Raw genomic sequence first — 23,975 nt, forward strand, 5'->3', positions numbered from 1 at the left:
AGACTGATATTGAAAAAATGATTTGTCTCAGAGCATTTGCTCTGAGACATTTCACTGTGATTATTCTTCTAACTTAACGTCTAAACCTAAACCTTTAAGTTCGTGCATTAATACGTTAAATGATTCTGGTAAACCTGGTTCTGGCATTTCTTCTCCTTTAACGATAGATTCGTAAGTTTTAGCTCTACCTAATACGTCATCAGATTTTACAGTTAAGATTTCACGTAAGATACTTGATGCACCATATGCTTCAAGTGCCCATACCTCCATCTCACCAAAACGTTGACCTCCAAACTGAGCTTTACCTCCTAATGGTTGTTGTGTAATTAATGAGTATGGTCCAATAGAACGTGCATGCATTTTATCTTCAATCATGTGTCCTAACTTAATCATGTAAATTACACCTACTGTTGCAGGTTGGTCAAAACGTTTACCAGTACCTCCATCATATAAGTATGTGTGTCCGTAACGCGGTATTCCAGCTTCGTCTGTTAACGTATTGATCTCATCAATATTTGCTCCATCGAAAATAGGTGTTGCATATTTTTGACCTAATTTTTGACCTGCCCATCCAAGAACAGTTTCATAAATTTGACCAATATTCATACGTGATGGTACGCCTAATGGGTTTAATACAATATCAACTGGTGTTCCGTCTTCTAAGAAAGGCATATCTTCTTGACGTACAATACGAGCAACAATACCTTTGTTTCCGTGACGTCCTGCCATTTTATCTCCTACTTTTAATTTACGCTTCTTAGCTACATAAATTTTAGCTAATTTTAAAATTCCTGCTGGCAATTCATCTCCTACAGAAATTGTGAATTTCTCACGACGTAAAACTCCTTGTAAGTCGTTTACTTTTATTTTATAATTGTGAACTAATTCTACAACTAAATCGTTTAACTCCTTATCGGTTGTCCAAGTTCCATTTAAATGTGTAAAGTCTTCAACAGAGTTTAACATTTTTTGAGTGAACTTTTTCCCTTTTGGTAATACTTCTTCTCCTAAGTCATTAAATACTCCTTGTGAAGTTTTACCAGATACCAAGTTGAATAATTTTTCTACTAAAGTATCTTTTAATATTTCAAATTTAGACACGTACGATGCTTCTAAAGCTGCAATTGCTTCTTTATCACGAGCACGCTTGTTCTTATCTTTTACTGCACGTTTGAATAATTTTTTATTAATTACTACCCCTCTTAATGATGGAGAAGCTTTTAATGATGCATCTTTTACATCACCTGCTTTATCACCAAAGATAGCACGTAATAATTTTTCTTCAGGAGTTGGATCAGATTCTCCTTTTGGTGTAATCTTACCAATTAAGATATCACCTGGGTTTACTTCTGCTCCAATACGAATCATTCCGTTTTCATCTAAGTCTTTTGTAGCCTCTTCAGAAACGTTAGGAATATCGTTTGTCAATTCTTCTGCTCCTAATTTTGTATCACGAACATCTAATGAATATTCATCAATATGTATAGATGTAAAGATATCTTCACGAACTACTTTTTCAGAAATTACAATCGCATCCTCAAAGTTATACCCTTTCCAAGGCATGAAGGCTACTTTCATATTTCTACCTAAAGCTAATTCTCCTTTTTGTGTAGCATATCCTTCACAAAGTACTTGACCTTCTTCAACTCTATCACCTACTTTTACAATTGGTTTTAGGTTAATATTAGTACCTTGATTGGTTTTTCTAAACTTAATTAAGTCATACGATTTTTCATCAGAGTCAAAGCTTACCATACGCTCTTCTTCTGTTCTATCATACTTAATTGTTATTTTATTAGCATCTACATACTCAACTACTCCTGCTCCTTCTGCATTAATTAAGATACGTGAATCTTTTGCTACTCTACGCTCTAAACCTGTACCTACAATTGGAGATTCTGGACGTAATAATGGAACTGCTTGACGCATCATGTTTGATCCCATTAATGCACGGTTAGCATCATCATGTTCTAAGAAAGGAATTAATGATGCTGAAATTGAAGCAATTTGGTTTGGAGCAACGTCCATATAATTAATTGCTTCTGGGTTTTCAACTGGAAAATCACCTTCTTCACGAGCAATAACTCTATCACGTTGAATCTTACCGTCTTCAGCTACTGGTAGGTTAGATTGTGCAATCTTCATTCCTTCTTCCTCTTCTGCACTTAAGTAGATAGGATCTTCATTTTGAACTATACCTCCTTCTACTTTTTTATATGGAGTTTCAATGAATCCCATATTATTTACTTTAGCATAAACAGCTAAAGAAGAGATAAGTCCAATGTTTGGTCCTTCAGGTGTTTCAATAGGGCATAAACGACCATAGTGAGTATAATGAACATCACGAACCTCAAAACCTGCTCTTTCACGCGATAAACCTCCAGGCCCTAAAGCTGATAAACGACGTTTATGTGTAATTTCTGCTAATGGATTTGTTTGATCCATGAACTGAGATAACTGGTTGGTACCAAAAAAAGAGTTAATTACTGATGATAATGTTTTTGCATTAATTAAGTCGATTGGAGTAAATACTTCGTTATCACGAACATTCATTCTTTCACGAATAGTACGTGCCATACGAGCTAAACCTACACCGAACTGACCTGCTAATTGTTCTCCTACAGTTCTAACACGACGATTAGATAAGTGATCGATATCATCTACTTCAGCTTTTGAATTGATTAACTCAATTAAATACTTAATAATAGTAATAATATCGTTCTTAGTTAATACCTTCTGATCTATATCTTCATTTAACTGAAGTTTGGTATTCATTCTAAAACGCCCTACTTCACCTAAGCTATAACGTTGCTCTGAAAAGAATAATTTTTCAATAATTCCTCTTGCAGTTTCCTCGTCTGGCGGTTCAGCATTACGTAATTGTCTATATACATGCTCTACAGCTTCTTTTTCAGAATTAGTAGGGTCTTTTTGTAATGTATTATGAATGATAGCATAATCTGCTTGCTGGTTATCTTCTTTGTGTAGTAACACAGTTTTAGCTCCAGCTTCGATTATTTCATCAATGTGTTCTTTTTCTATAATAGTATCACGATCGAAAATTATTTCGTTTCGCTCGATAGATACAACTTCACCTGTATCTTCATCTACGAAATCTTCGTGCCAAGTTTTTAACACTCTTGCTGCTAATTTTCGCCCTAATACTTTCTTTAATCCTGCTTTAGAAACTTTTACTTCTTCAGCTAAATCAAAGATTTCTAAAATATCTTTATCTCTTTCAAAACCTATGGCTCTGAATAATGTTGTTACTGGTAATTTTTTCTTTCTATCAATGTAGGCATACATTACCTGATTGATATCAGTGGCAAATTCTATCCAAGAACCTTTAAAAGGTATTACTCTTGCAGAATATAATTTAGTTCCATTTGCGTGGAATGATTGGCCAAAGAATACACCTGGTGATCGGTGTAATTGTGACACTACAACTCTTTCTGCACCATTAATTATAAAGGTACCTGAGTTTGTCATATAAGGAATTGTACCTAAGTAAACATCTTGAACAATTGTTTCAAAATCTTCGTGTTCTGGGTCGGTACAATATAATTTTAAACGTGCTTTTAGAGGTACACTATGAGTTAATCCACGCTCTATACATTCTTGTATGCTATATCTTGGTGGATCTACAAAGTAGTCTAAAAATTCTAAAACAAATTGATTACGTGTATCTGTAATCGGAAAGTTATCCATGAAAGTTTTATACAAACCTTCTTCACCTCGCTCTTCAGCTTTAGTTTGCAATTGGAAGAAATCTTGGAAAGATTTCACCTGAATATCTAAAAAATCTGGATAATCAGTCCCTAACTGCGATGACGCGAAGTTAATTCTTTCAGTAGTATTTATCGTTGCCAAAAGAGATGCTATTTTTAATTAAAAATATTATTTTTGAAACTCATTTGTTTCAATACTGCAATTTTAATTGCTTTTACTGATTAAAAATCAGCACTTTATAATCGTAAGGTCACAATTAAAAAACATTGTGAAAATAAAGAACGAATATATACACAAAATGGTTTAGGTCTAAAAACATTAGTTTTTAGTACCTAAACCTTTATTGTTTTTTCCCGTTTTGTTACAAACCGGGACTATAGCTTACTTAAGCTCTACCTCAGCTCCTGCTTCTTCTAAAGACTTTTTAAGACCTTCTGCCTCATCTTTAGACACTCCTTCTTTAATTGGAGCTGGTGCGCTATCTACAATACCTTTAGCTTCTTTTAATCCTAATCCAGTTAATTCTTTAACTAACTTAACAACTGCTAATTTAGAACCTCCTGCTGCTTTTAAGATAACATCAAATTCAGTTTTCTCTTCTGCTGCATCTCCACCACCTGCTGCTGGTCCTGCTACTGCTACTGCTGCTGCTGCTGGCTCAATACCATATTCTTCTTTTAAAATATCAGCTAATTCATTAACTTCTTTTACTGTTAAGTTAACTAATTGCTCTGCGAAATCTTTTAAATCTGCCATTTTAATTGTTTTTAAAAATTTTATTTATTTAGTTTATTAGTGCGCGTAATTATTTTTCTGATAATGTTTTTAAGATACCTGATAACTTACCACCACCTGATTGTAATGCTGAAACAACATTCTTAGCAGGAGATTGTAATAAGGTAATAACATCTCCAATAAGTTCTTCTCTAGACTTGATGTTAACAAGTGCGTCTAACTGATTATCACCAATATAAACAGCCTCTTCAACATATGCTCCTTTTAATAAAGGACGGTCTTTTGATTTTTTTCTGAACTCTTTGATAACTTTTGCTGGTGCATTAGCTGCCTCAGCAATTAACATTGAAGTATTTCCTTTTAATACATCTGGTAATTCTCCAAAATCTTTATCAGAAGCTTCCATTGCTTTTGAAAGCAATGTGTTTTTCACAACAGCCAATTGTACGTTTGCTTTAAAACAAGCTCTACGTAAGTTAGATGTAGTTGCTGCATCTAAACCAGAAATATCTGCTAAATAGATGGTACTTGTATCTGCTAATTGTGCTGTTAAATCTTGTATTACTTGTGATTTTTCCTCTCTAGTCATAATTAAAAAGTTTTAACTGCCTTACAATACAGATTTTTCATCTATTGCAACACTAGGACTCATAGTTGAAGACATAAATATGCTCTTAATATAAGCTCCTTTTGCCGCAGTTGGCTTTAATTTAATAAGTGTTTGCAATAACTCATTTGCGTTTTCCTCAATCTTCTTAGCATCGAAAGATACTTTTCCAATTGCCGCATGAACGATACCAGTTTTATCAACTTTAAAGTCAATTTTACCGGCCTTAACTTCAGTTACTGCTTTTGCTACGTCCATTGTCACTGTACCTGTCTTTGGGTTTGGCATTAAACCTCTTGGTCCTAAAATACGACCTAAAGGACCTAACTTACCCATTACACTTGGCATAGTAATGATAACGTCTACATCAGTCCATCCTCCTTTAATTTTTTGAAGGTATTCATCTAATCCAACATAATCAGCGCCTGCTTCTTGAGCTTCTGCTTCTTTATCTGGAGTAACTAATGCTAAAACTTTTACATCTTTACCAGTTCCATGAGGTAATGTTACAACTCCACGAACCATTTGATTAGCTTTACGAGGATCTACTCCTAAACGCACTGCTAAATCAACTGATGCATCAAATTTTACGTTTGTAATCTCTTTAACTAATGCTGATGCATCTTGTAAGCTATAAACTTTAGAGCTATCTACTTTAGCACGAGCTTCTTTTTGCTTTCTAGTAATTGCCATTTCTAAATATCTTTTAAAGTTTAAGCAGGTGCATCACCTGTTACTGTTAATCCCATAGAACGAGCTGTTCCAGCAATCATTCTCATTGCAGACTCTAACTCAAAGGCATTCATATCTACCATTTTGTCTTCTGCAATTCCACGAATTTGATCCCAAGAAACGCTTGCTACCTTTTTCCTATTAGGTTCTCCTGAACCTTTCTTAATTTTGGCCGCTTCTAATAATTGTACTGCGGCTGGTGGAGTTTTTACAACAAATTCAAATGATTTGTCTGTATAAACTGTAATAACAACTGGTAAAACTTTACCTTGTTTGTCCTGTGTACGAGCATTAAACTGCTTACAGAACTCCATGATGTTAACACCGGCAGCACCTAAAGCGGGTCCAACTGGTGGCGACGGATTCGCTGCACCTCCCCTAACTTGTAGTTTAACTAATTTACTTACTTCTTTTGCCATTGTTTAAGATTTAACGATGCGTTTAAATTGGAAGCTTAAACTCATCTAAATATAGGTGTAACAATTATATTTTCTCTACTTGCATATAGTTTAATTCTAATGGTGTTTTTCTTCCGAAAATTTTCACCATTACTTCTAACTTACGCTTTTCTTCATTTACTTTTTCAACAGTTCCATCAAATCCATTGAAAGGACCATCTATTACCTTTACAGTTTCTCCAACCGAATAAGGTATTGCAATGTTCTCATCTTTAACAGAAAGTTCATCTACTTTACCTAACATTCTATTTACTTCAGATTTACGCATTGGAACTGGCTCTCCTCCTTTAGTTTCACCTAAAAAACCAATAACTCCTGTTACTGATTTAATTACGTGAGGAACTTCTCCTGCTAAATTAGCTTCTACCATTACGTAACCTGGAAAATAAACTCTTTCTCTGTTAATTTTCTTACCGTTTCTTACTTGAATAACCTTTTCTGTTGGAACAATTACTTGGTTCACATAATCAGACAACCCATGACGAGCAATTTCTGTCTCGATATAAGTTTTTACCTTATTTTCTTGACCTCCTATAGCTCTAACCACATACCACTTCATCACTGAATCAGCCATTATTAAAACATTTTAAAGAAATTATCTAACCCAGTTTGAAAAACCTTATCTATACCTGCTACAGCCAAAGCAAAAACAATTGTAAATGCTGCAACTACTACAGTTGACTTTTGAGCCTCTTCTCGAGAAATCCAAGTCATGTTGGTATTTAATTCTTCAAAAGAATCTTTAATGTATTGTACAAAGTTACCCATATTTTATCCTTTTAACGAGTTGCAGTTTACACTACAACTCGTTCTAGTTTTGCACGGGTTGAGAGACTCGAACTCCCGACACCTGGTTTTGGAGACCAGTGCTCTACCAACTGAGCTAAACCCGTATTTCAAAGGAGTCTCCTCTTTATAAAAGAGACTCCTTATTCTTTATTATTAAACTATAATTAGTCTAAGATTTCAGTTACCTGACCAGCTCCTACTGTTCTACCTCCTTCACGGATAGCAAACTGTAAACCTGTATTTAATGCGATAGGTTGGATTAAATCAACTGTAATAGTTAAGTTATCGCCTGGCATTACCATTTCTACTCCATCAGGTAAATTGATATTACCAGTTACGTCAGTTGTACGTACGTAAAACTGTGGACGGTAGTTATTATGGAATGGAGTGTGACGTCCACCTTCTTCTTTCTTTAAGATATATACCTCAGCTTTGAACTTAGCATGTGGAGTAATAGAACCTGGCTTACAGATTACCATTCCTCTTTTAATCTGAGTCTTTTCAATACCTCTTAATAAGATACCTGCGTTATCTCCTGCCTCACCTCTATCTAAGATTTGACGGAACATTTCGATACCTGTTACAGTAGATGTTAATTTTTCATCTCCCATACCAATAATCTCTACAGGATCTCCAGTATTAATAATACCAGTTTCGATACGTCCAGTTGCTACTGTACCACGACCTGTAATAGAGAATACATCTTCAATAGGCATTAAGAAATCTTTTTCAGTATCTCTTGGTGGCTCTTCGATCCAAGTATCAACAGCTTCCATTAATTCTAAAACTGTATCAACCCATTTTTGCTCTCCATTTAATGCACCTAAAGCAGAACCTGAAATAACAGGACCATTATCTCCATCGTACTCATAGAAAGATAATAAATCTCTTACTTCCATTTCTACTAACTCTAATAACTCCTCGTCATCAACCATATCAACTTTGTTTAAGAAAACAACGATACGTGGAATACCTACCTGACGACCTAATAAGATGTGTTCACGAGTTTGTGGCATTGGACCATCTGTAGCAGCTACTACTAAGATAGCTCCATCCATTTGTGCAGCACCAGTTACCATGTTTTTTACGTAATCGGCGTGACCTGGACAGTCAACGTGTGCGTAGTGACGGTTAGCTGTTGCATACTCTACGTGAGAAGAGTTAATTGTAATACCTCTTTCTTTTTCTTCTGGAGCGTTATCGATTTGATCAAAAGCTCTCTGCTCAGAAAATCCAGCATCTGCTAATACTTTAGTAATTGCAGCAGTTAAAGTAGTTTTACCGTGATCTACGTGACCAATAGTACCTACGTTTAAGTGCGGTTTCGAACGATCATAAGTTCCTTTTGCCATGATTATTAATTTTAATTCTTAGTTAAATATATTTAGTGTTATTTTTAAACTCTTGTCAAATAAACTCTAAAATAGAGCCAACAACGGGATTTGAACCCGTGACCTCATCCCTACCAAGGATGCGCTCTACCAACTGAGCTATGTCGGCAACGAATTTAGAGCGGGAGACCGGGTTCGAACCGGCGACATTCAGCTTGGAAGGCTGACGCTCTACCAACTGAGCTACTCCCGCAATTTTACTGTTAAGATTTTTGTGGGGAGAGCAGGATTCGAACCTGCGAAGTCGTAAGACAACGGAGTTACAGTCCGTCCCATTTGGCCGCTCTGGAATCTCCCCTAACAATCTTAAATCAAACTTTTAATGAACTTTTGTTCTTTTAGAGCCGATGGAGGGACTCGAACCCACGACCTGCTGATTACAAATCAGCTGCTCTAGCCAGCTGAGCTACATCGGCTTTTGTTATAAAAAAAACAATCCGCTATTTCTAACGGACTGCAAATGTAAAAAGTAATTTTTAATTTTTAAAACTTTTTTTGTTATTTTTTATTGTTTTTATGATACTAGTACATCCTTTGATTTTTCTTTTGATTTTTGTAATTGTCGTTTTAAAGATTCAACCGATACACTAATACCTTCTTCGAAGGTTTTATTTTGTTTTTTCACTATTAACTCATTTCCTGGAATATTAATTTTCACTTCTGTAATTTTATTTTCTTTCTCACTCGTCTTTTGCACTTTTAAAAACACTTCTGCATCAACGATCTTATCATGAAATTTTTCTAATCCTCCTATTTTTTTCTCAATGAAATCAATTAGTTTTTTGTCTGCTGAGAAGTTTACTGATTGCGTGAATACCTTCATAATTGTTCGATCTTTAAATTGACTCTCTAGGATGAGCCTTGTTATACACTTTTTTTATTTGCTCCAAGTTATTATGCGTATATACTTGAGTTGAGGCTAAACTTGAATGCCCTAGTAATTCTTTAACCGAATTTAACGACGCACCGTTATTAAGCAAATGTGTAGCAAAAGCATGCCTTAATACATGGGGGCTTTTTTTAGCTTTTGTAGACACTTTACTAAAGTACAAATTTATTATTCTGTACACAAGGGTTTCATAAATTTTAACCCCTTTTTTAGTTACAAAAAGCACTTCAGAATCTACTGTTTTTAATTTTATTTTTTGATTTAAATATTCTTCTAATGTTTTATAAACTGATGGTAATATCATTACATACCTTTCTTTACTTCTCTTGCCTAATATTTTTATTGTTTTGTTTACGTGATTTATATCTTTCTCCTTAATATTTACAAGTTCTATTCTCCTCATTCCTGTCGAATACATCATTTCTATTATCAATCGATCTCTCACAGATTCAAAATCAGAGTTGTTTTTTATTAATTTTAAAACGTCTTCTATTTCATTTTGGCTGAATGGTGTTTGTATCTTCTTTTGAACTTTTAATGCCTTGTGATTAACTAATGGATTTAATTTTATTTTTCCTATTTTTTGCAAAAATTTATAAAACGATTTTAAAGAACTTACTTTCCTGTTTATACTTCTATTTGAAACTTCGTTATTCACCAAACTAACAATCCATACTCTAATTTGATTATAATGAACATTCTCTAAATCCACCTGATTAAATTCAATTTCACAAAAATCTGTAAACGCAATTAAGTCTATTTTATAGGCTTGAATTGTGTTTTTTGAATACCTTCTCTCAAACTCTAAATACTCCAAAAAAGCTTCTACTAGCATCATTTATTTTATTTATTAATTGAATATACAAAAAAAACCTGTATTGATATCAATACAGGTTTTTATATGTTTTAGGAATAATTACTATCCTACTTCTTCTTGAGTTCTTAATCTTTGAACGTAAGATGCTTTAATCATTTGAGCACGCTTTGCTACAGATGGTTTTGTAAACTGTTTTCTGTTACGTAATTGCTTCATCTTTTTTGTACGATCAAATTTACGCTTATAACGTTTTAACGCTCTATCGATATTCTCTCCTTCTTTAACTGGAATGATTAACATATTTTTGCACCTCCTTTCATCGTAGTATTTATATTAAAAAACTGACAACAAACAGTATATCAGTCAATTATATTGTTTTATTTAATTTTGGAGCGCAAATATACAAAGTATTATTTAAAATATAATTGCTTTTTCTCTTTTTTAGATAAAAAAAAGTCTAAGTAAATTTCTTCAAGGCAAGCCCATGGAGCATTTAGTGGAGTCATGTTTCCAAACTTTAATCATTTACTAATGAGGCAAGCCTTGGCCAGTATAAATACAAAACCCTGCGATATAGCAGGGTTTTAATTTTATTGTTTTTCTACAACTTATGTAGCAGGCTTATATTCTTTTTTTTCTATTATTATTTTTGCAATAATCTCTTTAAGAATCTCAGAGGTACCGCCTCCAATTGGCCCTAATCGACTATCTCGTAATAAACGTGCCATTGGATATTCTTCCATATAACCATACCCTCCTAACAACTGCAAGGCTTCATAAATAACTTCATCTGCCATTTTTGTAGATAGCAGTTTACTCATACTAGCCTCTTTCACTACATAGATACCATCGTTTAATCGTTTTGCTATGGAGTAGTTATACTCTCTACACATATCTACTTTACTAGCCATTTCTGCTACTTTATGACGTAAGGCTTGAAATTTATCTAATGTTTTTCCGAAAGCTTCACGTTCACTCATATACTTCACTACATAATCAACAGCATAATCTGCACGTGCATGAGCATTAATTCCCATTACTAATCTTTCTAGAGCAAAGTGCTGCATTATGTATGGGAATCCTTTCCCTTCTTCTCCCATTAAATTTTCAGCAGGTATTATCACATTATCAAACGCTATTTCTGCAGTGTCAGAAGCTCTCCAGCCTAACTTATCTAATTTAGTTGAAGAAATTCCAGGAGTATCTCTATCAACAATAAAAATACTCATTCCTTTATGTTTGTCTTCTGGATTTGTTTTCGCTGCCACCACTAAGTAATCAGAATACACTCCATTTGTTATAAATGTTTTTGATCCATTAATTACATAAGTATCTCCTTTTTTTATTGCTGTTGTACGCATTCCAGCTACATCACTTCCTCCAAAAGGTTCAGAAATACATAAGCATCCTATTTTATCTCCTTCAATACTTGGTGTTAAATATTCTTTTTTTATCCGATCGTCTCCTTCTTTATTTACATGTGTCATTGCTAAATAAGCGTGAGCCCACATGTTAGCAGCAAAACCTCCTGAATTTATTTTTTGTAATTCTTCTAAAAAAATAACCGTATAAAAAAGGTCTAAACCTAACCCTCCATGTTCTTCTGGCTGATTTAAACCAAAGTACCCCATTTCACCGAATTTCTTCCAGATAAAACGTTCTACTGCACCTTCTTTCTCCCATTTGTCTATATGAGGAACTACCTCTTTTTGTAAAAAATCTTTAAAACTCTGACGAAAGGCTTCATGCTCTTCGGTGAAGTACATACTATTCATAGTGGTTTGTTTATTAAATTTTGTTGCTTGTTTATTTTGCTTCCAAATATAAGATTATTCTATCGTATTTATTTAATGGAAAATCTTTAATATTTCTTAATTCTGAGATATTTTGAAGTTCGGCTACTTCATCTCTGTATTCAAAAATCTTTTTACACAAGTCATAATCGATATATGGATTCTTTAATACTTCTTTAAATTTAGCTGTATTTACATTTACTTTTTTAATTATTGGTTTTTCATCTATAGCAAAAGTTTGTAAAGCTCTATTTGCTGTTTCTTTATCTAAGCCCCAAACTTCATATAGCTGTTCAGAAAGTGAATATCCTTGTAAATTACTTCGATATTTAATGATTCGAGAAGACAGTACTTCTCCTATTCCGCTAATAGTTTTAAAATCTTCTTGAGTAGCCTTATTTATATCTGTAGTACTTAACGTTGGTTTGATGTATGTTAAATTTTGATTTTCGGCTTCATAATTACTTTCCGACTTTACTTGAAATAATGTTTGAGCTTTCCTTTGATTTTTAGCACTCACCCATTCTGGAAATTTGAAATACGGAGCTATCTTGTTCAACAAGCTATCAGACACTTTTGTTACTTGTTTAAAATCTTCAACAGAGTTAACCCACTTATTTTGCTTTCTGTAATTATGTAATCTATCAATCTCTTCAACTGACATTCCTAACTGATATCCTTTAAAGTCAGTAATATAATTTGGATTAAATGGATACCTTTTTGGTTCTCTTTTATCCAGTTCAATTCTTTTTAAACTGTCTATTTTTCTCTGAAAAACTATCAACTCCTTCTTATTTACATCTTGTGCTTCTTTCGAGAAAAAACCGCCATAAACATATACTAATTGTAAAACAACAATTATAAAAAGGAAAAAGAAAACCCCATTTCGTTGGCGTTTATTATACCAGAAATGGGGTTTAAATATTTTCATTTATAGTGAATTTTACATGTGCTCTGTAACATCAATAGCACCATCTTCTATCGCTTCTTCTTTCTTATTGATTGCATTCATATACTTAGATAACTCTTTTTTAATTACCGGTGACAACATTACCACACCAATAATATTTGGAACTACCATTGCAAAGATCATTGCATCAGAAAAATCGATTACAGCTCCTAAACTGATAGATGCTCCAACAACTACAAAGAATAAGAATAAGATTTTATAAACCAAATCAGTAATTTTCCCTTTTCCAAACAGGAATTTCCATCCTTGCATACCATAATAAGACCATGATATCATTGTTGAAAATGCAAAAAGAATTACAGCTATAGTTAATACAATTGAGAAGTGAGGGATTACAGAATCAAAAGCTACTGCTGTTAACTCAACTCCTTCTTTAATTGGAACTCCGTATTCCATAAACTGACCTTCGAAGTTTGTAATAATAATAACCAAAGCTGTCATTGTACAAATTACAACTGTATCAACAAACGGCTCTAACAATGCAACAATACCTTCACTGGCAGGGTACTTTGTTCGAACTGCTGAGTGTGCAATTGCTGCTGAACCAACACCTGCTTCATTAGAAAAAGCTCCTCTTCGGATACCTTGAATCATAACACCTATTAAACCTCCTGCAATACCTAATCCAGAAAATGCTCCTTCAAATATTAATCCGAAAGCATCATCAATTAAGGAAAAGTTTGCAAAAAGAATAATAACTGCTGCTAAAACATAAATACCAGCCATGAAAGGAACTACTTTTTCAGTAACCGAAGCAATTCTTCTAATACCTCCAATAATTACTACAGCAACTAAAACTGCCATTACCAAACCAAAATACAATCCTGCATTAGGGCCTGTTAATTCAAAAAGCTTTGTAAACTGAGCTGCTGCTTGGTTTGCTTGAAACATGTTTCCACCTCCAAAAGACCCTCCAATAACAAAAATTGCAAATAAAACTGCTAAAACTTTACCTAAGCCTCCTGCTCCTTTTTCTTTTAGTCCTTTAGTTAAATAATACATTGGCCCTCCATAAACAGTTCCATCTTCACCTACATCTCTATACTTTACACCTAGAGTACATTCTGCAAACTTAGAAGCCATCCCTAACAAACCTGCTAATATCATCCAAAACGTAGCTCCTGGGCCTCCTATAGATAATGCAACTGCCACTCCTGCTATATTACCTAAACCTACCGTTGCTGACAATGCCGCCGTTAGTGCTTGAAAGTGAGAAACCTCGCCTTCTACTGACTCATCTCTTATGGTTTCAAAAATATCACCTCCAGGAGTTTGATCTCCATAAAGCTTATCTACACCATGTTTTTCTATATCCTCATATTTCCCTCTTACAACCTGTATTGCTGTTTTAAAACCTACAAAATTTATAAATTTAAAATAGAAAGTAAAATATAATGCTCCTCCTACCAACACAATTAACACCCATGGGATTTTAAAGTTTTCCGAAAATGGAATTTCGTAAAATATTGCATTTACAAACCACCCTGTATAATCTTTAAAAATTGAATCTATTTTGTCTGTTGTACTATCGGATGCGAAAGTTAACATTGGTACTAAAGTAAAAAGCAACGTAAGTAGTCTTTTGTTCATGATTGTGTATGATTATATTTTTGAATTTGTAGCCCGCAATATCATAAAAAAATGTACTTACGACAAGTTTTCATTGTTAAATATAGTATTTATGTTAGCTTTTCTTTAATTTTTTGTAAACCTTCTTGAAATGGTTTGGGAACTAAACCTAGATACTTCCTTGTTTTTGTTAAATCAAAACCTGTTATAGGTGGACGTTTAGCTGTTTGATTTAATGAAACTGTGGAAATTGGTTTAATTAAGCTTTTATCTAATTTAAAAACCTCTGCTATTTGTTGTGCTATTTCATAAATACTCAACAAGGTATTTGATGATATATTAAAAATTCCGAATGCTTTCTTATCCATTGATAATTTGCACGCTAAAGCTAAATCTTCCACGTACGTTGGCATACGGAACTGATCTTTTACCATTGTAATTTCTTTCCCATCTTCCAACATTTTTTTTACCCATAACACTATATTACTACGAGACATATTGTGCACTTTTCCATAGACCAATATAGTACGCAAAATCGTGTAGTTTATCATAGACGCTGTTAAAACCTGTTCTGATTTTAACTTTGAGAGTCCATAATAACTTAAAGGATTCGGTTTATCAGTCTCTATATAAGGCCCATTTTTACCATCAAAAATAAAATCAGTTGAAATATGGATTAAGTGTGTGATATTTTCTTTAGAATAGTTTTTAAGGTATTGAACCACATCTATATTTAGTTTATCGCATACCTCTTTATTCTCTTCACATGCATCAACATTGGTCATCGCTGCCGTATTCACAATAACATCTGGTTTGTATTCAGACAACTTTCTATAAAGTAACGTTTCATCTGTAATATCAATCGAAACATACTCAAAATCATTCCTCCCACTCCTATTATCGCCTCTAGAGAAGCCTATTACTTGATACTCTTTTTCTTTTAACAAAAGGTTTACTAAAGTTTGCCCCAACAAACCATTACTCCCAGTTACAACAACTTTCTTCATTAAAAAATTCTTCTAAGCGTTTCTATTTGCTCTGGGCGACCTAGGACAATTAAATTACCCCCTGCTTCTAATTTCACAGAAGCTTCAGGATTGATAATATAATCTTTGTTCGGGGTACGATATCCTATGACAGTACATCCTGTCTTTCTGCGTAAATCTAAATCTAAAATCGTTTTATCTATATATTTTTCTGGCAAATCATTAATTCCAACTTCTTCTAAATTCGCTGTAGTTTCTCCCTCAATGGTTAATCTATCAACAAATTCAATAACATCTGGTGTAACCACCAAGGAAGCCATATGAGACCCTCCCAATTTATCAGGCATTATAACATTATCTGCTCCAGCAATTTTTAGTTTACTATATGAGGTTTCTTTTGATGCTCTACTAATCACTTTACAGTTTTTATTCAATTGTTTTGCTGTAAGTACAACAAACAAATTATCTGCATCTGAAGGCAAAGCAGTTATTAAATTACTGGCATTCATAATACCGGATCTTAATAAAGTTTCATCAAGTGTTGCGTCTCCTTCAATCGTTAATACATTTTTTTCTTCTAGCCGTTTAACAATTGTCTCATGTTTTTCAACTACCACTATATCTTTCTTGTAACTTTCTAGTTTAGATATAGCTTGCTTTCCATTTCTCCCATAGCCACACACAATGGTGTGTCCTCGTAATTGTTCTATTTTTTTTTGCACTTTTTTTATTTTTAGTTGATGAAAAAATTGCCCACTAATTAAATATTCTGAAAATGAAGAAACCGCATAACCAAAAATAAATATACTCGATAAAATCAATCCTATAGTAAATAGTTTCTCACCCGTTCCAAATGGATGCACTTCTCCAAAACCAATTGTACTAATGGTTATAATTGTCATATACAGGGCATCTATTAAAGAATACCCAAAAAGCACAATATAACCTAGCACTCCTATTGAGACAATCAATACAGAATAGATAACGGCTTTATATAATCTTGATTGAAAAACGGTATTTATCATAAATCAAAAACAGAAGTTCTTTTAGTGTAAATCATATCTTTTAAACGCAGCAAAAAGGCCATAGTTAAATACAAACCAAAAGACAAGCCAACTGTTACAAATGACATATATATAAAAAACAACCGTACATTAGTAGCTCGCACACCTAAACGGTCTGCAAATCGAGAGGACACGTTAAACCCATGGCGCTCAAAAAAATGTCTTACAGAATGGATTAGTTTCATTAAACTATTTTTTTTAAGATATAAAAATACTCGTTTAAAATTAATTTTTTTTCTAATTTCACTTGATTATTGTACTTTTTTGAAAGACTGAAATAATCTTGATGATTCTCTAAACTATAGTTTTTATTTTTAGTATAAAAATCATCTTCTATCGTTTGCCAATCTGATGCTTCAGTCTTTATCATTTCATTATTGCAAAAATCGAGTAATTTTTTAAACCCTTGTGTATTTTTTAAATCATTTTGAAAAGAAGCACTTCCTACATAGTCCCCTTCTTCTTGTAATTTTGAAAACAGCTCAAAAAGTTTATCTGTATCTTTTCTTGACAAAAAAAACAACACCCCTTCTATTAAAATAAAAGAAGATTTACTTCCCTTTATTGTCTTGAGTGTTTCCAACAATACATCAACATACTCTTTACTAAAATCTACTCCTATAAAATAGATTGTTCTTTTGGGTAATTTTCCCTCTTTTTGAAACTCTTTAATTTTTTCCTCTTTACAAAGTATTACTTCTTTTTTATCTATCTCAACATTAATCATGTGTTCGTTCAATAAAAAAGGATACATACTAAAACCACTCCCGAAATTAATAAGCACTTCAGGTTTTAATCTTTCAATCTCTTCAAGAAAAAATCGATTTCTTAAACAATGTGCTGAAACTTCTTCTTTACAAACTTGATTAAGATACTTTTCTACTAAAACATTTGTTCTAGAATTACCCCAAAGTTTAGCGTATACATCTCTACTCAAATCTTCATTTAAAGACCTGAATGTTGATGTAACAAAAGCTGTTTCGTGTATTTCAATACTCTTTTTATGCATTACTATTATTATAGATAACATGCAAGATACCAATTTCATATCATTTGTTAGTCCCCTTTGTTTAAAATAAATTTGGTTTTGGTAACTTTGCCTTTTTTGGTAAAATCCTCACTTTGAAAGAACAAGAATACATAGAAGTTTACGGAGCAAGAGCTCATAATTTAAAAAACATTGATGTTAAGATTCCTCGTGAAAAACTAGTTGTTATTACTGGTTTAAGCGGTAGCGGAAAATCTTCACTAGCATTTGATACTATTTATGCTGAAGGACAACGTCGCTATATTGAAACATTTTCTGCATACGCACGTCAATTTTTAGGCGGACTAGAGCGTCCTGATGTTGATAAAATCGACGGACTTTCTCCTGTTATTTCTATTGAACAAAAAACTACGAATAAAAGTCCGCGTTCTACAGTAGGTACTATTACTGAAATTTATGATTTTCTTCGTCTGTTATTTTCTCGTGCAGCTGATGCTTATTCTTACAATACTGGCGAAAAAATGGTCAGTTATTCAGATGAACAAATCAAAGAATTAATTTTAAAAGATTTTGACGGAAAGCGTATTGCAATACTTGCCCCAATAATTAAATCGAGAAAAGGACATTATCGCGAATTGTTCGAACAAATTTCTAAACAAGGTTTTGTTCGTGTTCGAGTTGATGGTGAAATTCGTGAGATTGAAAAAGGCATGAAACTCGACCGCTACAAAACCCACGATATTGAAGTGGTTATTGATCGGTTAGTTATGAATGACACTGCCGAAAAACGTTTGGATGAAACCATTAAAACAGCCTTATATACGGGTGATAATATTTTAATGGTGATTGATGTTGACAATGATAAACCGCGCTACTTTAGTCGTGAACTCATGTGTCCTACTACTGGAATTGCATATCCTAATCCAGAACCAAACACTTTCTCGTTCAACTCACCAAAAGGTGCATGTTCTCACTGTAACGGATTAGGGATTACTAATGAAATAAACAATCAAAAGATAATCCCAAACGATAGTGTTTCAATTAAAAATGGAGGAATTATTCCTTTAGGAGAACAAAAAAACAGCTGGATTTTTAAACAACTTCAAACTATAGCTGATCGTTATAGTTTTAAATTAACTGATCCTATAAAAAGCATCCCTAAAGAAGCAATGGAGATTATTCTTCACGGCGGGAAAGAAAAGTTTGAAATACAATCAAAAACTGCTGGAGTTACTAGAAAATATGAAATTGACTTTGAAGGAATTATTGCCTTCATTGAAAACCAATATAAAAACTCAGAAAGCACTTCAATAAAACGTTGGGCTAAAGGGTTTATGAATGAAGTTACTTGTTCTCTTTGTAATGGAAAACGATTAAAAAAAGAAGCACTTCATTTTAAAATCACCGATAAAAATATTAGTGATTTAGCACAGATGGATGTGTTAGAGTTAGCTAGTTGGTTCCAAGGAATCGATAAAGAACTATCAAAAAAGCAACTTACCATTGCCTTTGAGATTTTAAAAGAAATCAGAACTCGAATTCAGTTTTTATTAGATGTCGGATTAGATTACTTAACTCTAGACAGAACCTCTAAATCACTTTCTGGTGGTGAAGCACAGCGCATTCGATTGGCAACACAAATTGGGTCTCAATTAGTAGGAGTTCTCTATATTTTGGATGAACCCAGTATTGGTTTACACCAACGAGACAATCAAAAATTAATCGATTCACTTATCAAATTACGTGATGTTGGAAACTCTGTTTTAGTAGTTGAACATGATGAAGACATGATTAAAAATGCTGATTTTGTATTAGATATTGGCCCTGGTGCAGGACGTCATGGAGGTGAAATAGTAAGTGAAGGAAGTTTTGACGATTTAAAGGCTCACGATACGTTAACTGCTGATTATTTATCTAGAAGAAAAGTAATTGAAGTTCCTAAAAAACGTAGAGAAGGCAACGGAAAATCAATTATACTAAAAGGAGCTTCAGGAAACAACTTAAAAAATGTTTCAGTTGAATTTCCGTTAGGGAAAATGATTTGTGTTACTGGGGTTTCAGGCAGTGGAAAATCTACCTTAATTAACGAAACTCTCTATCCTATTTTAAATACACATATTTATAGGGGTGTAAAAAAACCGATGCCTTATAAAAAAATTGAAGGTTTAGAGCATATTGATAAAGTTATTGACATTGATCAATCTCCTATTGGTAGAACCCCTCGTTCAAACCCTGCTACTTATACTGGGGTATTTAGCGAAATACGAAGTTTATTTGCAAAAACTCCAGAAGCTTCAATTCGAGGTTATAAACCTGGTCGTTTTAGTTTTAATGTAAAAGGAGGACGCTGTGAAACCTGTCAAGGTGGTGGTGTTCGTGTTATTGAAATGAATTTCTTACCAGATGTTCATGTAGAATGTGAAACCTGTCAAGGAAAACGTTTTAATCGAGAAACATTAGAAATTCGTTATAAAGGAAAGTCAATTTCAGATATTTTAGAAATGACAATCGACGAAGCTACCGTCTTTTTTGAGCATATTCCTAAAATATATAGAAAACTAAAAACAATTAAAGATGTAGGTTTAGGATACATCACTCTTGGTCAACAATCTACTACTCTTTCTGGTGGAGAAGCACAACGTATCAAATTAGCTTCTGAATTATCAAAAAGAGACACTGGTAACACATTTTATATTCTTGATGAACCAACTACTGGTTTACATTTTGAAGACATTCGAGTGTTAATGGATGTTTTAAATAAATTAGCTAACAAAGGGAATACTGTTTTAATTATTGAACACAACTTAGACGTTATTAAACTAGCAGATTATATTATTGATATTGGCATGGAAGGAGGAAAGAAGGGTGGAAAAGTACTGACGTATGGAACCCCTGAAGAAGTTTCTAAACACAATAAAAGTTATACCGCTAAATTCCTAAAAAAAGAGCTAAAAAAATAACAAAACATCATTTCTTATGTGTTAGTAATTTATTTTTCTTATATTTTTTTTATTTTAAATTAGTTTATATAAATTTATAGTCCTGATTTACGTATTGAAAATCAGTAAAATAGTATTTCCCCGAAATTATATTTAAAGATGAGAAAAGAAAAACAGTCTGCTCTAATAGCTGATAATTGCCCACTAATATGTGAAACGTACCAAAATATAATATCTAAAATTGCTAGGTTAAATCCTAAATTTAGTTTCAACACAGACATTACATATAATTGTAATGGAGCCTATGATATTATAAAAAAAACCATTGAAAAAGAAACTTCTCTAAACTTTGTTGTTTTAGACTTAAAACTTTCTCCTGCAATGAATAGAAAAATTTTCTCTGGAGAAGATTTAGGTCTTCTGATAAGAAAATTACTACCACGTACAAAAATTATTGTTTCAACTGAATGTAATGACAATTACAGAATTCATAGTATTTTTAAAAGTTTAAACCCTGAAGGTTTCCTTATTAAAAATGATTTAACTTCTAAAGAGTTAAAAAATGCAATACACAATGTTACCAATAACATTCCTTATTACAGCAAAACTGTTTTAAGCCTTTTAAGAAAAGAAATTTCACATAACCTATCTATCGATTCAATAGACCGACAGATTTTATATGAGCTTTCTCTAGGTTCTAAGATGAAAGACATGCCTAACTATATTCCGCTATCTGCAGCTAGCATTGAAAAACGCAAACGACATTTAAAGAAAATTTTTAATGTAAAAGCTAAAGGAGATAGAGAATTAATATTAATAGCAAAAGAGAAAGGCTTTATATAGGAAACATAAAAAAGTATGGTTTTTCCTTACTTTTTTTATGGTTTATTTTCTTAAAAATTAACAATCAAAACATAGCTTTGAGAAAAACTAGAGACAGCTATACTTAAAAACCCTCTACCTTTGAAAGACACATTAATCAATTTAGTACAAAAACTACTTAAGAAAAATAAAATTTCTTTCGATAAAGAAGAGTTAGCTTTTCAAATTCAAAGCCATCCCTCTTATCCTAGTCTACATGCAATTACAGGAGTGTTAGACCATTTTAATATCGAAAATGTTGCTGCTGATGTTCCTGTTAATACCGAAACACTTTCACAACTGCCCATTTGCTTTATTGCACAAATAAACACCAATCGAGGACAGGATTTAGTTGTTGTTGAAAAAAAAGATGCTGAATATATTATTTACGATGCCGATAATAAAAAAAGTAAAACCCTTGAAAAGGAATTTCTAAATAAATTTACTGGTATTATTGTCGCTGTGGAAGAAACAGAAGGCTACCAAACAACAAGCAGTAACTCCAAACTAGTAAAAACTGTCGGATTTACCCTACTACTTGCTTTTGCCTTGTTTTATATATTCAACAATACTTCTTCATGGTATAACACATTCTACTTTCTATTATCAATAGTAGGAGTTATTATTAGTATAGCCATTATAAAACAAGAGTTAGGATTAAAAACTTCGATAGGCGATGCTTTTTGTTCTGGAGCTGACGACAAAAAAGACTGTGATGCTGTGTTAACTTCTAAAGGTGCTGAAATATTAAAAGGCTACAAATTAAGTGATTTTAGCATGCTTTATTTTACTGGATTAGCTCTTTTAACTTTTACACAAATTCATAACCCAACTATATCATATACCATTAGCTTACTTGCTTTACCAATTACCTTATACTCTTTATACTATCAATATGCAGTAGTAAAAAAATGGTGCCTTTTATGTTTAAGTATTGTTGGTGTACTTTGGTTACAAGCTTTAATTCCTATACTTACAAACAATTATATTGAAAATTTCATTATTAGTGATCTTGTAACCTTCGGGTTAATAGCTTCCCTAACATGGTTAGCTTGGAGTTATATTAAACCTCTGTTTACAGAAGTACATGAACTTAAAAAAGAAAAAATTGAAAGTGTGAAGTTTAAAAGGAATTATGAACTGTTTAATAGTTTATTGCAAAAATCACCTCAGCTTGACACTTATTTAAACGATAGTAACGAAATTATTTTTGGTAATATCAATTCCGATGTAGAACTAACAATAATAACGAATCCTTTTTGTGGACATTGTAAACCTGTACATACTCATATTGATGAAATACTTAAAAGGTATCACAATAATGTAAAAATTAAAATACGTTTCAATGTCAATACAGAAGATACAGATAATGATGTTGTAAAAATTACCAGTAGGCTTATAGAACTCTACAACACTGGTGATCAAAAGGAGTGTCGATTAGCTATGGATGCAATTTATGGCGGGCAAAAACCTGCTGCTTGGTTAAAACAATGGGGTGAGTGTACTCAAAAAGAAATGTACCATTCTGAACTAGAAAAAGAAAAAAATTGGTGTATCGAAAACGCTATTAATTTTACTCCTGAAATTTTAATTAATGGAAAATCGTTTCCTAAAGAATACAATAGAACAGATTTAATATTATTTATCGAAGACTTGGAAGAGAGCTCTCAAGTTTTGGTAAGAGTATAAACATTATATAAGCAAAGCCCAATTAAGGGCTTTACTTGTTTTGAACAAAATTCTCTCGCGAAGAATAGACACATTGGTGAGTGTCTTTAAATGTTCGCCGCAAAAGTAACCTTAATATTTTAATTATGAAAAAACAAATTTTAAACTTAGGTAAGGCTTTAAATAAAGCGGAACAAAAAAAAGTTAATGGAGGACGTGATCCAAAAAAAGCTTGTTGTGGTGGTACTGGCGGTATACCTGTTAACTTAGCGCTTTGTGAATCAGGAACTTATGGTACGGATTATTGTAATGGTGTATGTTATGCATGTTATTAATTAAAAACTAAATCATGAAAAAACAAGTTTTAACTTTAGGGAAAGCCCTTAATAAAGAAGACCAAAAATTAATTAATGGAGGTGGTGATCCTGTAGGTCTTTGTGACGGGAATAATAGTTGCCCTTCTGGTGAATATTGTAGAGGTATTTATTGCTACAGAGATAATGATGGTGGTACAGGTACAGGTGGCAGTAACAATTGTACTCATCCGTGGCAATTTTGCCCCAATGGTAGTATTAGCTGTACAGGGTGTTAATTAGTAAAAAACTAAGGATTATGAAAAAACAAATTTTAAACTTAGGGAAAGCCTTAAATCAAATAGAACAAAAGCAAATTAGCGGAGGTTTAAAGTTAAAACCTACTCGATGTTGTGATCCAGCACTAAGATGCTGTACTACAAGTCATTTAGCACAAAATAACACTAGCTGTGGAGGTACATATATTTCAGGTTGTCAATATCATCCATCAACAGATTGTTGTATCTAACTGCTAGCTTATGAAGCAGTGTTAAAATTTAAGTAAAGGCTTAAATAAATAGCACAAAACAAACTAGAAGAAAGTATTATGAAAAATCACCAAAACTATCTTAGCTGTTTAGATATATGGTACTCTCAAATGCTTTGTAAGATAAATAACTACTTTAATAATGACTTT

General features: G+C 32.8%; 24 protein-coding genes and 5 tRNA genes. 6 read left to right on the forward strand and 23 right to left on the reverse strand.

Translation table 11 applies throughout. The annotated features are described in order from the left end of the window. Positions 1-60: 60 nt before the first annotated feature. From rpoB to ACKTSW_RS08830, 23 genes are all read right to left on the reverse strand, one after another. On the reverse strand, positions 61-3,870 hold the full coding sequence (rpoB, locus tag ACKTSW_RS08720; RefSeq protein ID WP_408024886.1) for a DNA-directed RNA polymerase subunit beta: 3,810 nt from the start codon (positions 3,868-3,870) through the stop codon (positions 61-63). Between the two features lie 240 nt (positions 3,871-4,110). Continuing rightward, positions 4,111-4,485 carry a 50S ribosomal protein L7/L12 gene (rplL, locus tag ACKTSW_RS08725; protein WP_047790108.1) on the reverse strand — a complete coding sequence of 125 codons (375 nt, stop codon included), beginning with the start codon at positions 4,483-4,485 and terminating at the stop codon, positions 4,111-4,113. A gap of 49 nt (positions 4,486-4,534) precedes the next feature. Next, positions 4,535-5,053, reverse strand: a complete 519-nt coding sequence (gene rplJ, locus ACKTSW_RS08730; RefSeq protein WP_408024887.1) for a 50S ribosomal protein L10 — start codon at positions 5,051-5,053, stop codon at positions 4,535-4,537. Positions 5,054-5,074: 21 nt separating this feature from the next. After that, positions 5,075-5,764: a 50S ribosomal protein L1 gene (gene rplA / locus ACKTSW_RS08735; protein ID WP_408024888.1), complete on the reverse strand. Its 690-nt coding sequence runs from the start codon at positions 5,762-5,764 to the stop codon at positions 5,075-5,077. Positions 5,765-5,784: 20 nt separating this feature from the next. Then, complete coding sequence (gene rplK, locus ACKTSW_RS08740; RefSeq protein WP_133537197.1) at positions 5,785-6,222, reverse strand: 50S ribosomal protein L11; 438 nt, start codon at positions 6,220-6,222, stop codon at positions 5,785-5,787. A gap of 64 nt (positions 6,223-6,286) precedes the next feature. Beyond that, entirely contained in the window at positions 6,287-6,835 is a 549-nt protein-coding gene (gene nusG / locus ACKTSW_RS08745; protein WP_408024889.1) for a transcription termination/antitermination protein NusG, read from the reverse strand. Positions 6,836-6,837: 2 nt separating this feature from the next. Next, on the reverse strand, positions 6,838-7,029 hold the full coding sequence (gene secE / locus ACKTSW_RS08750) for a preprotein translocase subunit SecE (protein WP_408024890.1): 192 nt from the start codon (positions 7,027-7,029) through the stop codon (positions 6,838-6,840). 52 nt (positions 7,030-7,081) lie between these two features. After that, positions 7,082-7,154, reverse strand: a tRNA-Trp gene (locus ACKTSW_RS08755). 60 nt (positions 7,155-7,214) lie between these two features. Beyond that, positions 7,215-8,402, reverse strand: a complete 1,188-nt coding sequence (tuf, locus tag ACKTSW_RS08760; RefSeq protein ID WP_408024891.1) for an elongation factor Tu — start codon at positions 8,400-8,402, stop codon at positions 7,215-7,217. Positions 8,403-8,477: 75 nt separating this feature from the next. Next, positions 8,478-8,550 (reverse strand) — tRNA-Thr (locus ACKTSW_RS08765). An 11-nt stretch (positions 8,551-8,561) separates the two neighbouring features. Next, positions 8,562-8,634: transfer RNA gene (locus ACKTSW_RS08770), tRNA-Gly, on the reverse strand. Positions 8,635-8,656: 22 nt separating this feature from the next. Next, positions 8,657-8,739: transfer RNA gene (locus ACKTSW_RS08775), tRNA-Tyr, on the reverse strand. Positions 8,740-8,783: 44 nt separating this feature from the next. Next, positions 8,784-8,857: transfer RNA gene (locus ACKTSW_RS08780), tRNA-Thr, on the reverse strand. Positions 8,858-8,955: 98 nt separating this feature from the next. Beyond that, entirely contained in the window at positions 8,956-9,264 is a 309-nt protein-coding gene (gene hpf / locus ACKTSW_RS08785) for a ribosome hibernation-promoting factor, HPF/YfiA family (protein ID WP_408024892.1), read from the reverse strand. A 13-nt stretch (positions 9,265-9,277) separates the two neighbouring features. Beyond that, positions 9,278-10,168, reverse strand: a complete 891-nt coding sequence (locus ACKTSW_RS08790) for a tyrosine-type recombinase/integrase (RefSeq protein ID WP_408024893.1) — start codon at positions 10,166-10,168, stop codon at positions 9,278-9,280. A gap of 81 nt (positions 10,169-10,249) precedes the next feature. Next, positions 10,250-10,447, reverse strand: a complete 198-nt coding sequence (gene rpsU / locus ACKTSW_RS08795; RefSeq protein WP_408024894.1) for a 30S ribosomal protein S21 — start codon at positions 10,445-10,447, stop codon at positions 10,250-10,252. Positions 10,448-10,755: 308 nt separating this feature from the next. After that, positions 10,756-11,922 (reverse strand): acyl-CoA dehydrogenase family protein, encoded by a 1,167-nt coding sequence (locus ACKTSW_RS08800; RefSeq protein WP_408024895.1) that lies wholly within the window; start codon positions 11,920-11,922, stop codon positions 10,756-10,758. A gap of 31 nt (positions 11,923-11,953) precedes the next feature. After that, positions 11,954-12,871, reverse strand: a complete 918-nt coding sequence (locus tag ACKTSW_RS08805; protein ID WP_408024896.1) for a helix-hairpin-helix domain-containing protein — start codon at positions 12,869-12,871, stop codon at positions 11,954-11,956. Positions 12,872-12,883: 12 nt separating this feature from the next. After that, positions 12,884-14,500, reverse strand: coding sequence for an alanine/glycine:cation symporter family protein (locus ACKTSW_RS08810; protein WP_408024897.1), 1,617 nt, complete (start codon positions 14,498-14,500; stop codon positions 12,884-12,886). Positions 14,501-14,589: 89 nt separating this feature from the next. Beyond that, complete coding sequence (locus ACKTSW_RS08815) at positions 14,590-15,486, reverse strand: SDR family oxidoreductase (RefSeq protein WP_408024898.1); 897 nt, start codon at positions 15,484-15,486, stop codon at positions 14,590-14,592. Beyond that, positions 15,486-16,490 (reverse strand): potassium channel family protein, encoded by a 1,005-nt coding sequence (locus tag ACKTSW_RS08820; RefSeq protein ID WP_408024899.1) that lies wholly within the window; start codon positions 16,488-16,490, stop codon positions 15,486-15,488. The genes ACKTSW_RS08815 and ACKTSW_RS08820 overlap by 1 nt, the downstream gene beginning before the upstream one ends. Beyond that, positions 16,487-16,714, reverse strand: coding sequence for a PspC domain-containing protein (locus ACKTSW_RS08825; protein WP_408024900.1), 228 nt, complete (start codon positions 16,712-16,714; stop codon positions 16,487-16,489). Before ACKTSW_RS08825 ends, ACKTSW_RS08820 begins: the two co-directional genes overlap by 4 nt. Further along, a complete protein-coding gene (locus ACKTSW_RS08830) occupies positions 16,714-17,559 on the reverse strand; it encodes a class I SAM-dependent methyltransferase (protein WP_408024901.1) in 846 nt (281 codons plus the stop codon). Before ACKTSW_RS08830 ends, ACKTSW_RS08825 begins: the two co-directional genes overlap by 1 nt. Before the next feature lie 92 nt (positions 17,560-17,651). On the opposite strand from ACKTSW_RS08830, the gene uvrA reads away from it, so the two are divergent. The 6 genes from uvrA (at position 17,652) to ACKTSW_RS08860 (ending at position 23,807) form a co-directional block, all read left to right on the forward strand. Next, the gene (gene uvrA, locus ACKTSW_RS08835; protein WP_408024902.1) at positions 17,652-20,477 is read left to right on the forward strand and encodes an excinuclease ABC subunit UvrA; all 2,826 of its coding nucleotides are present in this window, start codon (positions 17,652-17,654) and stop codon (positions 20,475-20,477) included. A gap of 138 nt (positions 20,478-20,615) precedes the next feature. Further along, positions 20,616-21,299, forward strand: a complete 684-nt coding sequence (locus ACKTSW_RS08840; RefSeq protein ID WP_408024903.1) for a DNA-binding response regulator — start codon at positions 20,616-20,618, stop codon at positions 21,297-21,299. Between the two features lie 120 nt (positions 21,300-21,419). Continuing rightward, positions 21,420-23,006, forward strand: a complete 1,587-nt coding sequence (locus ACKTSW_RS08845; protein ID WP_408024904.1) for a vitamin K epoxide reductase family protein — start codon at positions 21,420-21,422, stop codon at positions 23,004-23,006. A 125-nt stretch (positions 23,007-23,131) separates the two neighbouring features. Continuing rightward, positions 23,132-23,320 carry a hypothetical protein gene (locus ACKTSW_RS08850; RefSeq protein WP_408024905.1) on the forward strand — a complete coding sequence of 63 codons (189 nt, stop codon included), beginning with the start codon at positions 23,132-23,134 and terminating at the stop codon, positions 23,318-23,320. A 14-nt stretch (positions 23,321-23,334) separates the two neighbouring features. Further along, on the forward strand, positions 23,335-23,577 hold the full coding sequence (locus ACKTSW_RS08855; RefSeq protein WP_408024906.1) for a hypothetical protein: 243 nt from the start codon (positions 23,335-23,337) through the stop codon (positions 23,575-23,577). A gap of 20 nt (positions 23,578-23,597) precedes the next feature. Further along, a complete protein-coding gene (locus ACKTSW_RS08860; RefSeq protein WP_408024907.1) occupies positions 23,598-23,807 on the forward strand; it encodes a hypothetical protein in 210 nt (69 codons plus the stop codon). Positions 23,808-23,975: the final 168 nt, after the last annotated feature.

The sequence above is a fragment of the Tenacibaculum sediminilitoris genome (assembly GCF_964513795.1).
Taxonomy (GTDB): domain Bacteria; phylum Bacteroidota; class Bacteroidia; order Flavobacteriales; family Flavobacteriaceae; genus Polaribacter; species Polaribacter sediminilitoris.

Excerpts from the sequence above, each read along its gene's own strand:
- rplL (WP_047790108.1), bottom strand. The coding sequence starts at position 4,485 with ATGGCAGATTTAAAAGATTTCGCAGAGCAATTAGTTAACTTAACAGTA.
- rplJ (WP_408024887.1), bottom strand. The coding sequence starts at position 5,053 with ATGACTAGAGAGGAAAAATCACAAGTAATACAAGATTTAACAGCACAA.
- rplA (WP_408024888.1), bottom strand. The coding sequence starts at position 5,764 with ATGGCAATTACTAGAAAGCAAAAAGAAGCTCGTGCTAAAGTAGATAGC.
- rplK (WP_133537197.1), bottom strand. The coding sequence starts at position 6,222 with ATGGCAAAAGAAGTAAGTAAATTAGTTAAACTACAAGTTAGGGGAGGT.
- nusG (WP_408024889.1), bottom strand. The coding sequence starts at position 6,835 with ATGGCTGATTCAGTGATGAAGTGGTATGTGGTTAGAGCTATAGGAGGT.
- secE (WP_408024890.1), bottom strand. The coding sequence starts at position 7,029 with ATGGGTAACTTTGTACAATACATTAAAGATTCTTTTGAAGAATTAAAT.
- tuf (WP_408024891.1), bottom strand. The coding sequence starts at position 8,402 with ATGGCAAAAGGAACTTATGATCGTTCGAAACCGCACTTAAACGTAGGT.
- hpf (WP_408024892.1), bottom strand. The coding sequence starts at position 9,264 with ATGAAGGTATTCACGCAATCAGTAAACTTCTCAGCAGACAAAAAACTA.
- ACKTSW_RS08790 (WP_408024893.1), bottom strand. The coding sequence starts at position 10,168 with ATGATGCTAGTAGAAGCTTTTTTGGAGTATTTAGAGTTTGAGAGAAGG.
- rpsU (WP_408024894.1), bottom strand. The coding sequence starts at position 10,447 with ATGTTAATCATTCCAGTTAAAGAAGGAGAGAATATCGATAGAGCGTTA.
- ACKTSW_RS08800 (WP_408024895.1), bottom strand. The coding sequence starts at position 11,922 with ATGAATAGTATGTACTTCACCGAAGAGCATGAAGCCTTTCGTCAGAGT.
- ACKTSW_RS08805 (WP_408024896.1), bottom strand. The coding sequence starts at position 12,871 with ATGAAAATATTTAAACCCCATTTCTGGTATAATAAACGCCAACGAAAT.
- ACKTSW_RS08810 (WP_408024897.1), bottom strand. The coding sequence starts at position 14,500 with ATGAACAAAAGACTACTTACGTTGCTTTTTACTTTAGTACCAATGTTA.
- ACKTSW_RS08815 (WP_408024898.1), bottom strand. The coding sequence starts at position 15,486 with ATGAAGAAAGTTGTTGTAACTGGGAGTAATGGTTTGTTGGGGCAAACT.
- ACKTSW_RS08820 (WP_408024899.1), bottom strand. The coding sequence starts at position 16,490 with ATGATAAATACCGTTTTTCAATCAAGATTATATAAAGCCGTTATCTAT.
- ACKTSW_RS08825 (WP_408024900.1), bottom strand. The coding sequence starts at position 16,714 with ATGAAACTAATCCATTCTGTAAGACATTTTTTTGAGCGCCATGGGTTT.
- ACKTSW_RS08830 (WP_408024901.1), bottom strand. The coding sequence starts at position 17,559 with ATGTTATCTATAATAATAGTAATGCATAAAAAGAGTATTGAAATACAC.
- ACKTSW_RS08840 (WP_408024903.1), top strand. The coding sequence starts at position 20,616 with ATGAGAAAAGAAAAACAGTCTGCTCTAATAGCTGATAATTGCCCACTA.
- ACKTSW_RS08850 (WP_408024905.1), top strand. The coding sequence starts at position 23,132 with ATGAAAAAACAAATTTTAAACTTAGGTAAGGCTTTAAATAAAGCGGAA.
- ACKTSW_RS08855 (WP_408024906.1), top strand. The coding sequence starts at position 23,335 with ATGAAAAAACAAGTTTTAACTTTAGGGAAAGCCCTTAATAAAGAAGAC.
- ACKTSW_RS08860 (WP_408024907.1), top strand. The coding sequence starts at position 23,598 with ATGAAAAAACAAATTTTAAACTTAGGGAAAGCCTTAAATCAAATAGAA.